Annotated in this window: 9 protein-coding genes; 5 read left to right on the forward strand and 4 right to left on the reverse strand. The window is 43.1% G+C overall.

The window, feature by feature from the left end; translation table 11 throughout:
• Positions 1 to 158: 158 nt before the first annotated feature.
• Positions 159 to 4,121, reverse strand: coding sequence for a response regulator (locus D0T85_RS20045; protein WP_163215291.1), 3,963 nt, complete (start codon positions 4,119 to 4,121; stop codon positions 159 to 161).
• A gap of 254 nt (positions 4,122 to 4,375) precedes the next feature.
• Here D0T85_RS20045 and D0T85_RS20050 point away from each other — a divergent pair, with 254 nt between their 5' ends.
• The 4 genes from D0T85_RS20050 to D0T85_RS20065 are packed head-to-tail and all read left to right on the forward strand — an operon-like array spanning position 4,376 to position 12,391.
• The gene (locus D0T85_RS20050) at positions 4,376 to 7,546 is read left to right on the forward strand and encodes a TonB-dependent receptor (protein ID WP_163215292.1); all 3,171 of its coding nucleotides are present in this window, start codon (positions 4,376 to 4,378) and stop codon (positions 7,544 to 7,546) included.
• A gap of 35 nt (positions 7,547 to 7,581) precedes the next feature.
• On the forward strand, positions 7,582 to 9,483 hold the full coding sequence (locus D0T85_RS20055) for a RagB/SusD family nutrient uptake outer membrane protein (RefSeq protein ID WP_163215293.1): 1,902 nt from the start codon (positions 7,582 to 7,584) through the stop codon (positions 9,481 to 9,483).
• Positions 9,483 to 10,865 (forward strand): alpha-L-fucosidase, encoded by a 1,383-nt coding sequence (locus tag D0T85_RS20060; RefSeq protein ID WP_163215294.1) that lies wholly within the window; start codon positions 9,483 to 9,485, stop codon positions 10,863 to 10,865. Before D0T85_RS20055 ends, D0T85_RS20060 begins: the two co-directional genes overlap by 1 nt.
• Positions 10,862 to 12,391 (forward strand): sulfatase, encoded by a 1,530-nt coding sequence (locus tag D0T85_RS20065; protein ID WP_163215295.1) that lies wholly within the window; start codon positions 10,862 to 10,864, stop codon positions 12,389 to 12,391. Before D0T85_RS20060 ends, D0T85_RS20065 begins: the two co-directional genes overlap by 4 nt.
• Positions 12,392 to 12,550: 159 nt before the next feature.
• On the opposite strand, the gene D0T85_RS20070 is transcribed toward D0T85_RS20065, so the two are convergent.
• Together D0T85_RS20070 and D0T85_RS20075 are read right to left on the reverse strand one after the other, a co-directional pair.
• On the reverse strand, positions 12,551 to 18,268 hold the full coding sequence (locus D0T85_RS20070; RefSeq protein WP_163215296.1) for an alpha-2-macroglobulin family protein: 5,718 nt from the start codon (positions 18,266 to 18,268) through the stop codon (positions 12,551 to 12,553).
• A gap of 521 nt (positions 18,269 to 18,789) precedes the next feature.
• Positions 18,790 to 18,966 (reverse strand): hypothetical protein, encoded by a 177-nt coding sequence (locus D0T85_RS20075; protein ID WP_163215297.1) that lies wholly within the window; start codon positions 18,964 to 18,966, stop codon positions 18,790 to 18,792.
• Between the two features lie 199 nt (positions 18,967 to 19,165).
• On the opposite strand from D0T85_RS20075, the gene D0T85_RS20080 reads away from it, so the two are divergent.
• Complete coding sequence (locus D0T85_RS20080; protein WP_163215298.1) at positions 19,166 to 19,597, forward strand: transposase; 432 nt, start codon at positions 19,166 to 19,168, stop codon at positions 19,595 to 19,597.
• A gap of 67 nt (positions 19,598 to 19,664) precedes the next feature.
• Here the strand turns inward: D0T85_RS20080 and D0T85_RS22560 are convergent.
• Positions 19,665 to 19,895: hypothetical protein (locus tag D0T85_RS22560; protein WP_203558534.1), on the reverse strand; the 231-nt coding region annotated here is incomplete at its 5' end.

Here is a 19,895-nt window from a genome sequence, read left to right on the forward strand (position 1 = left end):
GCATGGAAGTTTAAAACTCTGTGTAACTCTGTGAACTCTGTGGTGAAATCGTACAATTACTTCATTTCCTCCTCTGATTTGAACGAATCCAGCCGTTGTGGTGCCTCCGTGTTCCGCACAAGGAAAAGCTCCGTGTTTCTGTGTCTCCGTGTTTTAAATTAGTAACTATACTTAGACGGCGACACCCCAAACTGCTTAGAGAAATGTTTCCGGAAGGTATGTACATCATTATACCCCACCATCTCGGACACTTCTTGTATTGAGTATTTCTTTTGCAGGATATACGAAGCTGCTTTGCTGATCCTTATACTGCGAATAACCTCAATAATGCTCAGCCCGCTTAAGTGTTTTATTTTGCGGTACAGTGTAGGCTGACTAACGTTTAACCTGTCGGCCAATATCTTAACGCCAAAGTCGGGGTTGGTAAGGTTAGCCTCTACAATGCTTACAATCTTCTGCATAAATTCTTCTTTCTCGTCCGGTTGCTGATCATTGTCTGGTTTCTGAAACAAGGTTTTGGTATAAATACGTTTTAGTTGTTCGCGGTTAGATATCAGGTTTTCGACCTTTACCTTCAGCACTTCGGGGTTGAAAGGTTTCATTACATAATCATCCACTCCCAGCTTCATGCTTCGTATCACGTCGGCATCTTCGGCTTTGGCTGTTAACATAATGATAGGGATATGTGCGGTGCGGGTATTTTCTTTCAACAGGTTTATCATTTCAAAACCATCCATAACCGGCATCATAATATCCGAAAGAATCATATCAGGTAAATGGTTTATGGCTGCCTCTACTCCTTGTTTGCCATCTTCGGCTTCGATAACGGTGAATTTCTTATTGAATAAACTACAGATGTAGGTGCGCATATCGCTGTTATCTTCAATGATAAGTATTTTTTTATGTGTACCCTTTTCAACCTGCTTAACTTGCTGAACGGGCAGGCTATGATTACTGAAATGCTCCTTACCAAACGGCAGGTACAATGTAAATGCCGATCCTTGTCCCGGTTCGCTATTCAGCACTACCTTTCCATGATGCAAATCCATGGTGTGTTTTACAATGCGCAACCCTATTCCTATTTTGGTTGAGAAAGAAGGATTGGTATCTCCGGTAATAAACGATTCGAATACCCGGTCGCGCAGTTCGGGCTGAATGCCCTGCCCGGTATCTGTAACCGACAATAGGCAAAACCACTGCCCATCTATTTCCTGCTTTTTAATCTCTATGGCTATTGTCTGGTTTTGTGGGGTATACTTAAATGCGTTCGACAGAAGGTTGGTTAAGGCAGATTCTATTTTGGCAGCATCTATCCAGAGATACATGCTTTCGGAATCGGTATCGAACGAATAGACTATCTGTTTCATGCGGGCAAGCGGCTCGAACAAGGCCATTGTTTTGTGTACCAGCTCTATTATATCGGTTTGCATAGGATGCAACTTAACCATTCCGGCTTCAATCTTTTGTACATAAAGCAACTGATTCATTAAAGTAGAAAGCGAAGTGGCGCTTCTGTGCATCAACTCTAACTTTTCCTGAATATCAGGAGCAATCTGTTCTGTTTGCAACAGCTCTTGCAAGGGCGATAGAATAAGCGTAAGGGGTGTACGTAGTTCGTGCGATACATTGGTGAAGAAATTCTCTCGTTCCCGGTTTATTTGTTTTTCTTTGTCGCGTTCTACATTAGCCAATTCCAGTTCATGTTTCAAACGTTCTTCCCAAGCCAATCGTTTCTGTTTTCGGCGGCTCCATAAAATAATCCATAAAGTAATTAGTGCCAGGGTACAGAAAAATATAAATCGCGAAAGTGTTGTTTCGTACCAATGTGGCAGAATCTTTATTTGTAAAGATGTAGTTTCTCCGGGTTGTCCGTTAGGATAAATGCTGCTTACTTCAAAAAGATAATTGCCTTTGGGCAGGTTGGTGTAAGTTGCCTTTTCGCCTTCGCTCACCACCAGCCAGTCGCCATGAAAAGGAGTAAGCCTGTAACGGTACTTCTGCAATTCTTCGGAAAAGGTGAGGTTGCTGAACGATAGTGAGATACTGTTGTTTTGTTGATTCAGTGTTAAATTATCGGTATACGTGGTTCCTTGATGGAGCAATACTTGTTTATTTATTTTCTCGCCTATCTTCACCGGTTTACCATCTACCTCTAGTTGCGTGATGCGTACACGGCTCGGAGTATCGTGCAAAGATTTAACGTTTTCGGAATGAAAACAGGTAAGATTTAAATTGTTACCCCAAAACAAATAACCGTTGTAGTGCCAGGACGAACGGTTACTGCTCGATATATAGTAGTTGTAGAACAACTGCTGTGTGCGGCTAAAGCGGGTAATACCCGAATTGGTTCCCAGCCAGATGTCGCCGGCAGCATCTTCGGTTATACAACCAAAGAAGTTACTGCACAACCCATCGCGGGTAGTATAAAAATGTTCTATTTCGTTTGTGGCAGGATCAACAATTCCCAATCCTGCACTGTAGCCCACATACAGATAATTGTCGCTGGCAGCAAGTAATGTACGTACTTCGCGGGTGTTCAGTCCTTTTCGCTCTTCGTATGCTTTGCCGGTTATTTTCTTCTCGGTAAGCGAAAACTTCATTAGCCCGTTAGAGGTACCCAGCCAGAGATAATCTTTACTGGTCGAAGCAATGGCACGAATGGCTCCAAAGGCACCCTGTATGCGGTTAAACTTCTTGGTTGCTAGGTCGAAAACCAGTAACCCATTGGTGCTTCCAATCCATATTTTACCGGGACTGTTCAAATAAAGCGTCCATATATCGCCGCTCCATGCGTTTTCTCCTTCAGGCAAAACAGGATAAGATACATACGAACGGGTATCGGCACGGTAACAAGTCAGCATCTTGTTTCTACCGGCAAACCAAAGATTGTTATGAGCATCGACTGCCACAGTAAGCACTGTTTCTCCGGCTTGTGGGGCAACAGCATCAAAGTGCAACTTGGCTTGCGGATGGAACGGTTCGCCGCTGCGCATCACTCCACTGTGAAATCCGGCCAGCCAGATGTAACCATCGGCATCGGTTGCAATGCCGCATATTTCGTTGTGGGTATCCTGATGGTAACGGGTATAGAATTGCAAACGCAGGTCGGAAGCATACACCCCGCCTCCGCGTGTGCCTACCCAAAACATACCGGCAGGGTCGTAATGGGCACAAAGCATACGCGATTCCATATTACGAAGCGTATGCGAGGTGGTGTTATTGTATATTTCGGTGGTAAAGTCGGTAGCGTTCTTTCCGGTGGGATTGAATACAGTATATCCGTTCCAGGTGGCCGAGAGGAAACGTCCATCGGGCAAAGCAATAATCTGATAAGAATCATGGTGCGAAGTAGATGTGCGGGTTGGTTTCAGGTTGTGGGTATATCGACGCGAATCTCCTGTAGCAGTATTATACACAATGGCACCGAATTCGATAGTAGATATCCACAGCAGTCCGGAAGCGTACAAAATGCGCTGAACTTGCAAGTTGGATTGTTCAAATACGCGATGGGTAGCGGTTATTTCTTCTTTCCGGGTATCGAAAGTAAATATGTATCCGGCATTATCTACCAGATACAACAATCCATCGCCCGACGAGCAGATGGCACTTAGTGAAGTATCCGGTTGGCAAAAAGTGTCTATCCGTTTTATTTCGTGAAGTTTAATTTGGGCTGTTCCTGTATGGTCTTGTATTAACTCAATACGGCAATGTACAAGTGCCTGATTAGAAAGTGCCCACAGGGTAGAGTTGTCGGTAAAAACTACATCCTTCCACCAGCCGGAGGTTTCAACAGGCAACAATCTTTCGGTTTTGCGGTCAAAGCACATCAGGTTATCCGAAGTTATGAGCCACAATAAATCGTTGGTGGTTTCGCGAATGTGCGAAACAGTGAGGTATGTATCGGGCATACTGAAATTGCGGATTGTTTTTCCATCGTACCGGCTCAGGCCGTTGTTGGTTCCAAACCACATAAAGCCGTCTCTATCTTTATGAATGCAGTATACAGTATTGTCGGCAAGCCCGTTCTGCATGGTTAATATGCGTATGTCTTTGTCAAAGTAGGCATGGGCCGTAGTGGTAAAAAGCAGTAAGTAAGCAAGTAGCCAGTATGTGTGTTTCATGGGTATTGTCTTTATGTTATCAAATTTAAGAAAGATAAACGAAACAACTTCTTGCAGCATTGTTAAAAAGCAGTGGTTATAAGCATTTTGATGAAAACACCCCCTACGCTGAACGAAACAACACCTACAAACATGCAATATATCAATTCACCCATCTATAATGATGAATCTGCCGAGTGTCTCCTTATTACCAAACATCTACTTTTGACTATTCATTTATCCATTCATTTATTATTAACCTTAAAATTGATAAAATGAAATCAAAAAACATTTTACTTATTGCTTGGTTGCTTGTTTGTGTACCGTATATATACGCACAACAGCAAATAACCGTTACAGGGGTTGTAACAGATAAAACCTATAATGAGCCCGTTATTGGGGCTACGGTTATTGTTAAAGGAACAACAAGCGGGCAAATTACTAACGTTGAAGGACAATTCTCTATACAGGCAAAAGTTGGAGATGTTCTTTCGGTGTCCTACATTGGCTATGTGCCACAAACGGCAACAATTAACGGGCAACAAACAAACTACGACTTTGTATTGGCCGAAGATGCACAAACACTCGATGAAATTGTGGTGGTAGGATTTGGTACCCAAAAGAAACTAAACTTAACAGGTGCTGTATCAACAGTGGACAATAAAGCACTCGAATCCCGGCCGGTGTCGCAAGTGGGACAGGCATTACAAGGGGTGGTTCCAGGGTTGTACATGTCGGTCAATAATGTAGGTGGTGCTTTGGGCAACGCCATGAATGTAAACATTCGCGGTACAGGTACAATAGGAGAAGGCTCTAACGACAGTCCGCTTATCTTGATTGATGGTATTGCAGGCGATATGAATGCGCTGAATCCCGACGATATTGAGAATATCTCGGTTTTGAAGGATGCAGCAGCATCTAGTGTATACGGATCGCGTGCGCCTTTTGGTGTTATTCTTATTACAACCAAAAGCGGAAAAAACGGAAAGGCACAGGTAAATTACAGCAATAACTTCCGCTGGGCAACAGCTACCAATTTGCCCGATATGATGGATTCGTATACCTTTGCCATGTACTTCAATGCAGCGGCTGCTAACGGAGCCGAAACAGCTGTGTTTAACGACGAAACAATTGGCCGCATTCAGGCGTATCAAAAAGGCGAACTGGCAACAACCACTGTTCCCAATCCGGGAAATGGTATGTACGAGTTTCATCAAAAAGCAAACGACAACCAGAACTGGGCACGTAACCATTTTAAAACAGCTTTTACGCAGGAACATAATCTGAACATTAGTGGAGGGACTGATAAATTGAATTATTACATGTCGGGAGCGTTTATGGATCAGGGTGGAAACCTGCGCTATGGCGATGATAACTTTCAGCGTATCAATGCTTCGGTAAGAGTAGGTTCGCAGGTAACAAACTGGTTGAAGGTGGGTATTAACTCGCGCTTTATCCGTGAAACCCTCGACCGTCCGCTATATGCCGATGATTCGGGATTGTACTACCACGATATCTCGCGTACCTGGCCAACCATGCCTCTTCAAGATCCCAATGGGCACTACATGCGCAACTCAAAAATCATACAAATACAAGATGGTGGACGCCACAACCGCAACAAAGATATCACATACACACAAGGTACCATTGATATCACTCCACTGAAAGGTTGGAACATACGTGGCGAACTGGGATTGAAAACCGAATGGGTGAACCGTGAAGAGAACCTGGCACGTATATACGAGTGGAACAACAAAAACGAACCGGTGGCAATGGCATTCAATGGCAGTTTCAGTCCGGGAGCAACCTATGCATCAGTATCTAAACAGGACAATAACCTGTTAACAACCAACCTGTATACCGATTATGTACATTCGTTGGGTAAAAACAACTTTAAAGTAATGGTTGGTTTTAACTCCGAGCTTTATAAAGAAAACTATGTGTATGCCCGTCGCGACGATGTAATCAGCGATCAGGTTCCATCTATCGATGCCAGTATGGGTAAGGATTATACTTCGGCCTGGAAACAAGAATGGGCAACAGCCGGATTCTTCGGCCGGTTGAATTACGATTACGACGGACGTTACCTGCTCGAAGTAAACCTGCGTTACGATGGCTCATCTCGTTTCATTGGCGATAAACGTTGGAATGTATTTCCTTCTTTCTCATTGGGTTACAACATTGCACGCGAAGCTTTTTGGGAATCACTAGCCGATTATGTAAACACACTTAAGCCACGTGTGTCGTGGGGTAAACTGGGTAATCAAAACACAAGAGCTTATTATCCCTTCTATCTAAGCCAACCACTGGGACTGAAAAACGGAAACTGGTTGATTGGCGGCGAACAACCCACAACTGCAACAGCCCCACTAATGGTTAGTAATTTAATGACCTGGGAAAAAGTGAGCACATTGAACATTGGTTTCGATTTCGGTGCCTTTAACAACCGCCTCACCGGTTCGTTCGAATGGTACAAACGAAACACCGACGATATGATTGGACCCCCTGAAGAGAAATCATCCATTATAGGGATTGATACCGGAAGCCTGCCACGTATTAACAATGCAGCCATGGTTACCCGTGGTTGGGAGTTGGCTTTGACTTGGAACGACCGCATAGGTAAATTGGGTTACACTGTTGGGCTTACTTTAGCCGATGCACGCAGCAAAATAACAAAATATCCAAACGAATCATTTATTCTGAGCAGTCCTTATATAGGCAAATACACCAACGAGATTTGGGGATACGAAACCATTGGTATTGCTAAAACCGACGAAGAGATGCAAGCACATCTGGCACATACCGACCAGTCGCAACTGGGCAGTCAGTGGGGTGCAGGCGATATTATGTACAAAGACCTCGATGGCGACAACAAGATATCTACAGGGGCAGGTACCGTTGATGATCCGGGCGATCGCAAGATTATTGGTAACAGCACTCCACGCTACCACATTGGTATAACATTAGGAGCCGATTGGAATGGATTTGATTTCCGTGCCTTCTTCCAAGGGGTGGGCAAACGCGACTTCTGGTTAACAGGTAACTACTTCTGGGGTGCAACCGGCGGAATGTGGCAATCTATCGGATACAAAGAACATCAGGATTACTGGCGTCCTGAGGGAGATAAGATGGGAGCCAACCCCAATGCATACTTCCCCAAACCATACTTCAATACCAATAAGAACCAGCAAGTACAAACCGGATACTTGCAAGATGCTTCGTACCTGCGTTTGAAGAATTTACAAATTGGTTATACTATTCCTACACAATTGGTACAGAGAATCGGACTGTCGCGTGTTCGTGTATTCTTCTCGGGCGATAACCTGTTTACGTTTACTTCTGTATTCGGGGCCTTCGATCCGGAAGCAATAGGTGGCGACTATGGTAACGGAAAGATTTATCCCATCTCACGCACTATATCCTGTGGAATGAATGTTACATTCTAAGAATCATGCTAATAAAACAGACTAAAAATTAAATCATGAAAAAGCAATATATATTTTTAATAGCATTTGTGGCAGTGTTATTTACTGCTTGCGACGACTTTCTCGATCGCCAGCCATTATCATCGGTAACTTCGGAGCATTATCTTAATACCGAGAATGAATTAGCTAGTTTTGGAGCAGCACAATACAATGCATTACCTTCGCATGCACCGGGAGTATACAGCATTGGTACATTTGGTACCGATAACAACAGCGACAATCAGTGTAGCACAAATGTAAACAGTAATTTCCTACCGGGCGAACGCCGGGTAGCAACCAACGGCGGATGGGATTTCAAAAAAATACGCGACTGTAACTATTTCTTTGAAACTGTATTACCTAAATACGAAGCCGGAAGCATTAGTGGTGTAGAAGCCAATATACGCCATTACATTGGCGAGATGTATTTTTTCCGTGCTTTTCAATATTTCAGTTTCTTAAAAACGTATGGCGATTTTCCTATAGTTGAGAAATCACTGTCGGATAACTATGAAGAGTTGGCCGAAGCCAACCAACGCCGTCCAAGAAACGAAGTGGCACGCTTCATTCTATCCGATTTGGATAAAGCCATCGACATGATGCGCGAAACAGCACCGGCATCAAACAGGCTGACACGTTATGTGGCTTTGTTGCTCAAATCGCGTGTGGCTTTGTACGAAGGAACTTGGTTGAAGTATCATGCAGGAACAGACCGTGTACCGGGTGGACCTAATTGGCCAGGTGCAAAAGCGTCGTACCTGAGTGGATTTTCGATCAATATAGAAGAGGAAATTAATTTCTTCCTTACAGAGGCTAAACAGTCGGCCGAACAAGTAGCCGGGAAGTTTTCGTTAGGCGATTATGCATCAATGTTCAACAGTGTTGATCTGAGCGGTATGAACGAAGTATTGCTTTGGAGAAAGTACAATACCGATCTTAAAGTATTTCATTATGTAGTATCGTATTTGCAAACGCTTTATCCCGGTGGAAACGGATCGGGTAATACAGGATTCACACGGTCGTTGGTAGAAACATACCTGATGAAGAATGGATTGCCTATTTATGCAGCCGAGTCGGGATATCAAGGAGACGAAACATTGACCAAAGTAGTTGAAGGACGCGACGAGCGTTTACGCCAATCAATGAGTGTTCCGGGCGACCCGATAAACCCGTTTATTACGTTTACCAAACCGGGAATTACGATTGTAAACGAAAACCGTGTAACAACAGGATACTGTTTGCGCAAAGGACTCAATCAAGATCCCTCTATGGCTATCACCTTACCCTGCTACACAGGAAGCGTTATCTTTCGTGCCGGAGAAGCATATCTCAATTATATAGAAGCACAATACCTGCTTGATGGTTCGTTGGATGCTCAAAGCAAAACTTTCTGGAAAGCATTGCGTATACGTGCCGGAGTGAGTGACGATATTCAAGGTACCATTGATGCTACCGACCTTACCAAAGAGAATGATCTGGCAGTTTACTCAGGCAGTCAACTTGTGGATGCTACTTTGTATAATATTCGCCGCGAACGCCGTTCGGAATTTATTGCCGAAGGTATGCGTTTAGACGATCTGTATCGCTGGCGTGCGCTCGATAATATGAAAGATTATCACATGGAAGGATTCAACCTGTGGGATAAGCAATATGAATTATACGACGATTTAAAACCAGCCGGAGAAGCCGACGAGCCCAATGTGTCCGCCCGCGACTATAAATACCTTCGTCCGTTTCGTGTACGTAGCAACAATAAAGCATACAACGGTTATACATTTATGCAAGCACACTATCTGGCACCAATAGCCTACGATGTGATACGTTTGTCAACCCCCGAGAAAGGTGGAGATATCAGTACAGCATACATTTACCAGAATCCGGGTTGGAAAGTGCAATCGGGAACAGGAGCCGAGAAGTAATGAAGAGAAACATTTTACTATTTGTTATCGCCGGATTGTGTACGCTCAATGTTGTGGGGCAGCAGTCGCAGATACCTACTCCGGCTTCGCACCAGTTGAAGTGGCACGAAGCCGAAATGGGTGTGGTGTTTCACTACGACCTGCATGTGTTCGATGGTATAAAATACGGTCAGGGTAACAATCGCATTCAGCCGGTAGAGGATTACAACATTTTTAACCCCACTCAACTCAATACCGATCAATGGGTAGAGGCTGCAGCAGCGGCAGGAGCAAAGTTTGCAGTGCTTACTGCTACACACGAAACCGGGTTTGCACTGTATCAAAGTGATGTTAATCCCTACTGTCTGAAAGCGGTAAAATGGCGTAACGGACAAGGAGACATTGTTCGCGACTTTGTTAATTCGTGTCGCAAGTACGGCATTATGCCGGGCATCTATATCGGTATCCGATGGAACTCATTGCTAGGTATTCATAATTTCAAAGCTCAGGGCGAAGGCACATTTGCCCACAACCGCCAGCAATGGTACAAACGTATGTGCGAGGGCATGGTCGAAGAACTGTGTAGCCGCTACGGCGAATTGTTTATGATATGGTTTGATGGTGGCGCCGATGATCCGCAGGGCGACGGGCCGGATGTACTTCCTATTGTTAGCAGGTTGCAACCCAACTGTTTGTTCTACCACAATGTAGACCGGGCCGACTTTCGCTGGGGCGGTTCGGAAACAGGAACGGTGAGTTATCCTTGCTGGTCTACTTTTCCGTATCCTTATTCGCACAACAAAAACCTTGATACACAACGCAACCACCTTCAACTGCTTCGCAACGGCGACAAAGATGGTAAATACTGGGTACCGGCAATGGCCGATGCACCGCTTCGGGGCATGAATGGGCGGCACGAATGGTTCTGGGAGCCCGACGATGAACATGCAGTGTACCCAGTGGATAGTTTGATGAGTATGTATCGTAAATCTGTTGGTCGTAATGCTACTCTTATTCTAGGCTTAACACCAGACACCTGCGGCCTGATGCCTAAGCCCGATGTAGAAGTATTACAGCAATGGGGAAAAACGATAGAACAACAATTTGGCAAACCTTTAGCTTCGGCTTCGGGCAAGAAAAAAACGATTAGCATACGATTTAATAAGAAACAACCTGTAAACCAATGTATGATTCAAGAGAATATATGCAACGGACAACGGGTGAGAAAATATGAAGTGCAAGCCAAAGTAAACGGTCGCTGGCAAACAGTGTGCCGGGGCGAGTCTATAGGCCACAAACGTATCGAAGAATTTCCAACGGTAGAGGCAACAGAATTTCAATTGATTATCAATGAATGTGTTGCTCAACCGGATATCCTTAATTTTAGTCTCTATTGTATATGAAAAAAACGATCTTACTCCCCCTTATCACAGCTCCTTTCCTATCCTTACAGGCAGAGCAGCCGGACAAACAGCCGAACATCATTTTATTTATGGTCGACGATATGGGCTGGCAAGATACGTCTCTGCCTTTTTGGACGGAAAGAACGCACTTCAACAAGGTGTACGAAACACCCAACATGGAACGGCTTGCCAACCGGGGAACAATGTTTACTCAGGCGTATGCTACCAGTGTTAGTTCGCCCAGCCGGTGTAGCTTGATGACAGGATCTAATGCTGCACGCCACCGGGTTACGAACTGGACACTGTTCAAAGATACATCTACCGACCGCAAAAGCGATGTACTGGAGTTTCCGGAGTGGAATGTAAACGGAATTTGTCAAGTGCCAAACATTCCGCGTACATACCAGGCAACCACTTTGCCACAGTTACTAAAGAACAATGGCTACCATACCATTCATTGTGGGAAGGCACATTTTGGTGCCATCGATACGCCGGGCGAGAGTCCGCATCACTTTGGCTTTGAAGTAAACATTGCCGGGCATGCGGCCGGTGGTTTAGCCAGTTATCTGGGCGAACAAAACTTTGGCAATCGTAACGATGGGCGTACCAATCCACCCAATGCCGTTCCGGGATTGGAAAAATACTGGGGAGAAGATATCTTTGTTACCGAAGCACTGACATTAGAGGCCATGAAGAGTTTGGATAAAGCACAGAAGTACAACCAGCCTTTCTTTCTGTACATGTCGCATTATGCCATCCATGTACCGGTAGACAAAGATATGCGGTTCTACCAGAAGTATATTGAAAAAGGACTTTCGACAAAAGAAGCCGGCTATGCTTCGCTAATCGAAGGAATGGATAAAAGTCTGGGCGACTTAATGGATTACCTGGATAATAACAACCTAACAGATAATACCATCATCATTTTTATGGCCGACAATGGTGGTTTATCTTCCGAAGCAGGATGGCGCGATACTCCTTTGCATTGCCATAACTATCCGTTGAACAGTGGAAAAGGATCGGCCTACGAAGGCGGAATCAGGGAACCAATGATTGTTAGTTGGCCGGGAACCACATCGCCGGCAAGCAAATGCAATCAACCTCTTATTATTGAAGATTTCTTCCCTGCTATTCTTGAAATGGCTGGTATTACTCATTATCAAACCATTCAACCCATTGATGGGCGTAGCTTTGTACCTCTTATCACTCAACAAGGTGATCCTTCTAAAAACCGCGCACTTATCTGGAACTTCCCCAACCTGTGGGGAAACGATGGACCCGGTATCGGCCCAACTTGTTCTATCCGGAAAGGCGATTGGAAGCTAATCTATTACTACGAAACGGGTAAGAAAGAATTATTCAATGTACGGAATGATATTGGAGAAACAACCAATCTGGCCAGCAAAGAGCCTAAACTTGTTCAACAATTGTCGAAAGAATTAGGAAAGCAACTCCGTAGTATGGATGCACAACGACCAAAGTTTAAGACTACGGGTAGGGCTGCTTCTTGGCCTGATGAGGTTTGAGGCGCGAAAGCATGAAGGCGCGAAGGCATGAAGGCGCGAAGGCATGAAGGCGCGAAAGCATGAAGGCGCGAAAGCATGAAGGCGCGAAGGTGTGATGCGCACCTTTTCCCCTTTCGCGCCTTCGCGCTTTCGCGCCTTCGCGCTTTCGCGCCTTCGCGCCTACTTCACCTCCACCTTAACAGAAGCCGAATGCGAAGCAAACTCCGGTGCATAAGCACTCTGAATTATAGCTAAGCCTCCTTCGTAAACACCTGTGCGACTTACGCGGTAACTATACTCCAACACATATACCCCTTTTCTAAGCGAATCGAAGAAGAAGTTGGTCGAAGCATCTTTCACTGCTACATAATATCCAATGCCGTTGCTCCGGCTGTAGCCCGACAATGCTCCTATCGGTTCGAAGCAAGCACCACGCTGGTCTTTAAGCTGGATAAAATCCATAGCCCTGTCTAAAGTAATGGTAATGCGCGATACAACTTTATCGCCAACAGCCAGTGGAGTACCAGCAGTAACAGGAACCAGTTCTTTGGTAGTACCTTGTACTTTTTCTACATACAGTTTCTTATCTACACCCAGTTCGCCGGCATTGCGGTTCACTTTGTCAATATCTTCACTATATTGGGCATAAACAGCACCCCAGGCAATACCATCGTCGCGTTTTTCAACCTTGATTTTACTTGGTTTGCTAATCTGGTTCTTATCGGTATACGTTTGTTTTACATAACTTATTCCTTGAATAGTTTCGTTTGCAGGAGCTAATGTTTCAAGCGTTTTGTTTCCTATAGTAATACGTACATCGCCACGGTTATCTAACAAATTAGTGCCGCGATACAGCAACGCATGAATAGCATTTGCGGTAGATAGAGGAGAATCCCATTGCTGAGTTTGCTTTTGTTTGAGCAACCAGATTTTCATTTCCTCTATTGTGCGTGCATCGTTATACACAATATCGAAAGCTTCCATTACAGCTACATGTGCAGGAATACGTAAGTTGTTCCAACGGTAAGGCGATTCGTTGAAATCAAAGTACATGCCTAACTCATCTGTTTTAACCAGGTATTCTTTTAAGGATGCCATAAATTCATATGCCTGACTGTTTCTTCCGGCCTTTTTCAATATCACAGCCGACATTGCTTTTCCTTTCACAGACTGTGACAATAAGGATTCTCTTACTTTATTCAGAAAGTAATTATAAGCTGTTTGATTTGTTGATGGTACCTTCTGGCCCGAGATAGCAATCAAGTATAAATATTGCAAAGCATTGCTTGATATACCTGGTACTTTACTGCCTTTCTTCTCCATCTCACGAGTGCGGTTGTACTCGTCAAGAGCTTCTTTATGCAGATAATTAAATGCTGATTGCTGCATCTTTGTTACATCTTTATCAGCTTGCGAACCGGTTAACAAATTAAGGCGAGACAGGTTTTCGAGTACATAAGTTGTAATATACCGGCTGCCCGACATTCCTTTGTACCAGCTCCACGAACCATCGTTGAGTTGAAGATCTTTTAACTTAGTAAGCGCTGTTATATTGTTGTTACTGATAGTATTCAGATCGAACAAAGTAGCAATACGACTTATCTGATCGGCTTCGGAAGTAGCTTCCATTAACCAAGGCGACTCTTCGAGTAGGATGTTTTTCACATCCTGATTCTTTTGCAAGTTACTGATAAATGTTTCCTTAGTGCCACCCTGTTCTTTCCAGTAGTCGAAAATGGTTTTAATCCGTGATTGTTCTTTTATTATGTGGTATGCTACACTGTTGGCATAATAGGCTGTAGTCCACGAAATAGCATCATCGTTGGTTGGAAGGCTAATTGTAGGCAATGCCTGAATGGCATACCATGCCGGATTACCCGAATACTCAACAGTTAATTTCCTGTTGGTTGCTGTTTTGCTGTTGTTATTGAACAATGACTCTAAAGAGAACTCACGGGTTTCGTTACCGCGTACAGGTATCGATACCGTTTCGGTTATCCGTTCTTTGTTGCTAAGTACAGGCAGTAAGTGTTGCTCGCCATCGCTAAACTGTCCGCCATCGGCCACTATACGGCAACCCAGCATCTCGTATTTATCGGTAGCAGCAAAAGTAAAGTTAACGCCTGCCGATTTACCGGCTGCGGCTGTAAACTTCTCTTTTTGAACAGCAATAACCTTATCTGTTAGTGGGTCGAATAATGTAAAGGTTACAGTACCCGAAACCGCATTTCCAGTTGTATTGGTAACAGAAGCAGCCACCGATGTTTTATCGCCCACACGTACAAACCGTGGAAGGTTTGGAGTTAGCATAAACTCTTTACTGGTAGTAACTTCACCCTTCAACATACCTGTAAGCATGCCTTTGGTATGTGCATAACCGTGGAAGTTCCAGCGGGTAAGGCTTTCGGGTATGGTGAACGAAATTACAATCTCACCTTTTTCGTTAGTACGCAACTGCGGATAGAAGAAAGCCGTTTCGGCAAAGTTGGTACGGAGGTCTTCGGTTGGAGGAGCCAGCGTATCCATATTTCCTGCTCCTAGCATATTCGTAGAAATGGCGTTTCCTGTATCTTCTGCAAAAGTAGCATCGGTTTCCATAACGGGTAAAAATTTCGACTCTATTACTGTTTGCTTTGACATGCTCCGTGTTGCAGCTCCGGGAGCCATATCATACATCATCTGTTCTATTGCAAAGGGGATTCCTGTAGTCCAGAAGTCATCGTAAGTTAAAGCTGGATAGGTCCACGACTTACCCGAGAACCAGAAGTTATAATAATTTCTATTACCATTATACGTCATCCACGAAGTATGTGGCAGTATACGATGACCATAGTCCAAAAGTAAATTCTGTTCGGTTTTCCATATCTTATCCAGTGATGCATCGTAAAGAGTAGCCAGCATTTCGGCATCAGCAGGAACTCCTTGCGGATTCATTATTGTAAGACGCCATTCTTCTTTTTGTCCGGGACGTAACTTATCGCGGAACACTTCCCATTTCAGTTTTAGTTCTTTTGCGGGTAATTTCTTTTCAAGTCTAACCCGGTGGGTAAATGTTTTGTTGTCTTTAACAAAAATGAAAGAAACCAATAAACCTTCTTTGTATTTTTGCTGATAAGGATATGTAAACTGCACCAACGAATCACTAAGATGTAGTATTTTGCTTTCCACTCTTTCGGTAGCCGAGAACACATCTACCAATATATAAGCATCTTTGTGCGATGTTCCGAAAACAAAAGAAGCCGGAGTGTTTTTGTCGAACTCTACATTCTGTGCATAATACCAGATATCCGATTCGGCTGCGGGACGGGTGTCGGCAGGCGAAAACAGAATTATTTCTCTATCGGCAGTAGCTTCGCGACCAGCCGCATCGTTAGCCGATATAACAAGTTTGTAAGCACCCGAAGGAAGGGCGTTAAAGTTAGTCATTACACTCTCTGTATTAGAGGTGAAGCTTCCTGTTAATACCGGTTCGTTGGCCGCTTTGCGTTCTTTATAATTGCTGAAAGGATATAACTTGTAAGTTCCTTTTACATTGATTGGTTGTGCACTAAGGTTGGTAGCTGTGAAAGTAATCTTAATATCATTGTCTTTGTTTAGCTTATCGGCTGGTGCATTAATACCCAGTAACAACGAACGCGAACCCGCTGCAATGCTTGTTTGCGACGATTGGGTTTCGCCTGCTATATTGGTAACAGTAGCTTCAACATTGTAAACGTAGAATCCTTCGTTGTTTTTTTGTTGTTCATCTGCCAATAAAGATACAGGAATAGAAAAGTTACCATTATCATCTACCGTAACTGCTCCGGAGGCTATCAGGGTTTCGTTTCCCATATAACGGCCCCACCAACCACGCATAAAGCGTTTTATGGTATAATTAACCGGCACATCCTGAACCGATACACCGCTGTAGGTTTTAACAGTTCCTTTCACTTCAATATTGTCGCCTATGCGGTATGAGGCATCCTGCTTATCGAAAGTGATATCGAAAGTAGGACGTTTGTATTCTTCAACGCGTATATTAACCGTACTACTACTTTCGGTAGATAGATAGTACGTGCCATTCAGTCCGCCAGCCGGTAAAACTATCTGGGCAGTAAAAGAACCAAATTCGTTGGTTACTACTTTCTGACTGTTTATTTCGCGTCGGTTACTATCCTGTAAACGCAATGTAAGTTTCTTATTTGCAGTAACATTGGCTGTATCCAGCAACATATTGTAGGCAATACCTTTTACATAAACAATTTGTCCGGGGCGGTACAATGAACGGTCGGTCAGCAGTTTTACTTCATCGCTTCCGGGGGCTTCTTCAGTACGTTGGGCAGCATAATAATAGCCACCACGAACATATTGTAGTTTCATGGCCTTATCAGTGCCTTTTTCTACTGTTAAGAATTGAAATCCTTTATTGCCCCATTCGGTTATTGCCCTGCCTTCGGCATTGGTAGTTAACACTTTGTTTTCAACCTTCTTTCCTTTATCATCCCTAAAAAGGTGTACCTGGGCGTTTTGTATAGGTTGCCCTGTTGTTGCATCGAGCACAGCTACTTCAAACCGGTTGTCGGGAAGTTTTGTGCTCAACACACTAAAACGTGTAACCGAAAGCAATTGGTCGTTTCTTTGTTTGGTAGCTGCATCGGGCAGTACACGTACCAGGTAGAGGCCTTCTTTGGGTGCAGTTAATGTATAAACCGTATCTTTTAATAAATAATCGGTAGGCTTAGCCAGGTCGATGTGTTGAGAATTTATCTTTTTGGTGTACTTGGCTATATCATTAAAATTGTCGTAACTATCAATTAACGGAGATGTTACCGGAAGATTAACCTGATAATACTCGATAGTAAAACCAGCAAGATTACGGTGCGAAACGGTTATTTTATACTCGGCTTCGGGATAGATTGCAGCATCCATGTTAAAGTTGAAATCGGGAGAAAGAATTGCTTCCCGGGTTTCTTTCACTGCATTAATCCTGTTGTAGCGAGGATACTTATTAATAGCTTCGTCTGTTACCTGAAGTGCTTTTACATATTCGTTTTTACCAATTAGCTGATTGGCTTTTTCCAGATAAATCTCTGCTGCTACCTCACGGTTGTTATTGTCGGCTATCATTTTATCGAGTGCCGGAAGAAAATCTTCGTTCTTCTGCATATATTCCCAGCGCAAGCGATCTAACGACACCAGTATAAGGGCATCTTTATTATTCAGCTCGCTGTAAGTACGTATCAGTCGGTCGAAAACAGTTAATACTGCGTTCGATGCCTGTTTGCTGGTATCCATCCACGAAAGTTGTTGCAACGAGTTCACCCCTTTTAGTGCTAACAGATGGTACATATCGTGCCGATAATACTCGCTAGCACTACCCAGTTTTACAAACGGGCGGTATTCTTTTGATGAGGTTGCCAACAGGAGGGTTGAATCTTCTAATGCTGCATACGTATGGTCGAGCACCTTTTTAACGAACAAACTGGCACTCCACTCGCGGATATCCTCCGGAACTTCTCCGGTGAGGTTCGATGTTTGCCTTAATTGCCATTGGTTATTTGCAGCATAATCTGCATATAACGAAGCAATCAAGGTATGCAATACTGCACACTCAACCTGGTTCTGTGAGGTTTTAACCCACTGTTCCAATCCCTTTAAATCTACATAAAAGCTATCGGGCGTAATTTGTTGCTGGTACATAGAACGGGCTGTGTACGCTTTAAGCATCTGCGGCGAGTTTTTTTCGGCCTGTGCTTTTTTAAAGATTTGTTCGGTGAGGTTTATGGTCGATTTAGGCAAGCCTTTTTTTTGTGCCTGTTCAACCTGGGTCCAAAGCTTATCATACGTTTGTCCTTGCATTGTAATAGGTGTTATAAACGAGATGATTAATGAAATGAGCAAAAAATACTTCTTTCTCATACGGTTTAGTTATTAATTATATATTTTCTTAATTTTATCATTCAATGCGATATTTACTAAAGAGATTACCTAAACTCCGGAATTCCACAATTTACGTCTACTCATTTTGATATTTTAACGTAATACTGTTCTTTTTGTTTAGAGCGCCCTGATAGCTCCCTTTAACTCCTTCCATTCAGGAATAATTGCAAAGATACAACGCTCAAAGTTGGGAGTGTCCAGAAATGGAAAGAAACATCCGGAAATTACGAAATAAATATTTAAAAGACGTTAATTAACTGTGCAATTGTTATGTTTGGGCCTGGAGATTAAGATTTTGCAGTCAATTGGTGCTATATAGCATTCACCCATCGAGCTATATAGCATTGACCCTCAGAACTATATAGCATTCAACGACAAAGCTATATAGCTTCGACCCTTCGGTCTATATAGTGTGTCGAAGGTGCGAAAGGACGAAAACGCTGTAGGGATACCCCTTGTGGGTATCCTGATTGTTAACCATTAATACAAGGGAACCATTATCAGGCCATTATCAGGATACCCACAAGGGGTATCCCTACAGGGTTCATACCTTCATCATCAACATCATCATCATCATCAACAGCAGCAGTTTCTTCTTCTTCTTTTTCTTCTTCTTCTGATGTTATTTTCTTTTCTCTTCTTTTCTCTTCTTTTCTTTTGTTGCAACGGAAATTCAACGACCGTTGGATTTTGGCTTTCTTCTATTGTTGTTATATGTTACTGTTTGGTTATTGTTGTGGCACTTTAATTCTTGAATGATCTTTATTTTTTTAAAACACAAGATGAATATTTATTTTTTATGATGTATCTTTGCTTAGAGTTTTACCCCTACCTCTCCATTTTATTTAGAATACTAACCTTAACAAAAGTAATGGTATGAATATTGAAAAAACGGAGAGAACTATTCTACATGTTGTGTGGAGCACCAGAGATTGGGAACCACATTTAAGGAATGAAACAGTTCGTAACAAGTTATTTACTTTTTTGCAGAGTCGTGATAGTTTATATGGAGTAAATATTGAACAGATAAACGGAGGTCATGAACATGTGCACTGCCTTTTCCTCAACACTACTAATGAGGATGCTAAAAAGATAATCAGAACCATGAGGAAAGATGCTAATATTTGGCTGAAAGAGAAAGGATACCCCGAATGTAAATGGGATAATGATTTTCTTGTTCTTCCTGTAACTGATGATGATTTAAATGATGTGAGCCTGTATATTAAAGATCAAACAAGTTATCATGAACAATATAGTTTTGCTCATGAGTATGATTTATTGTTGTCGAGTTATTGGATTGCAAAATGAAAACTAATAGTGTAAAAGAAAATAAGAACAATGTGATTCAGCAGATGTTGGATGACAAGCAAACTATTCATGAATATATAAAAAAACATGGTACTTTAAAAGGATTCAAGAGTGAAACTATTAAGTTTGCTAAACCATTTTGATTATTGATAACCCTGAGCGACGGGCTGTAAGCCCGACTTAATTCAGCCCCAGGCATCGCCCAGTCATGTTCGGAAGATTTCTTTCTATTTTCCCACTGCCTGCAATAATGTAAATAAAAAAGAATCAGTGTGTCTATTGTTAAAAACAATGTGGT

The sequence above is a fragment of the Bacteroides sp. 519 genome, from assembly GCF_010500955.1.
Lineage (GTDB): Bacteria > Bacteroidota > Bacteroidia > Bacteroidales > Bacteroidaceae > Bacteroides.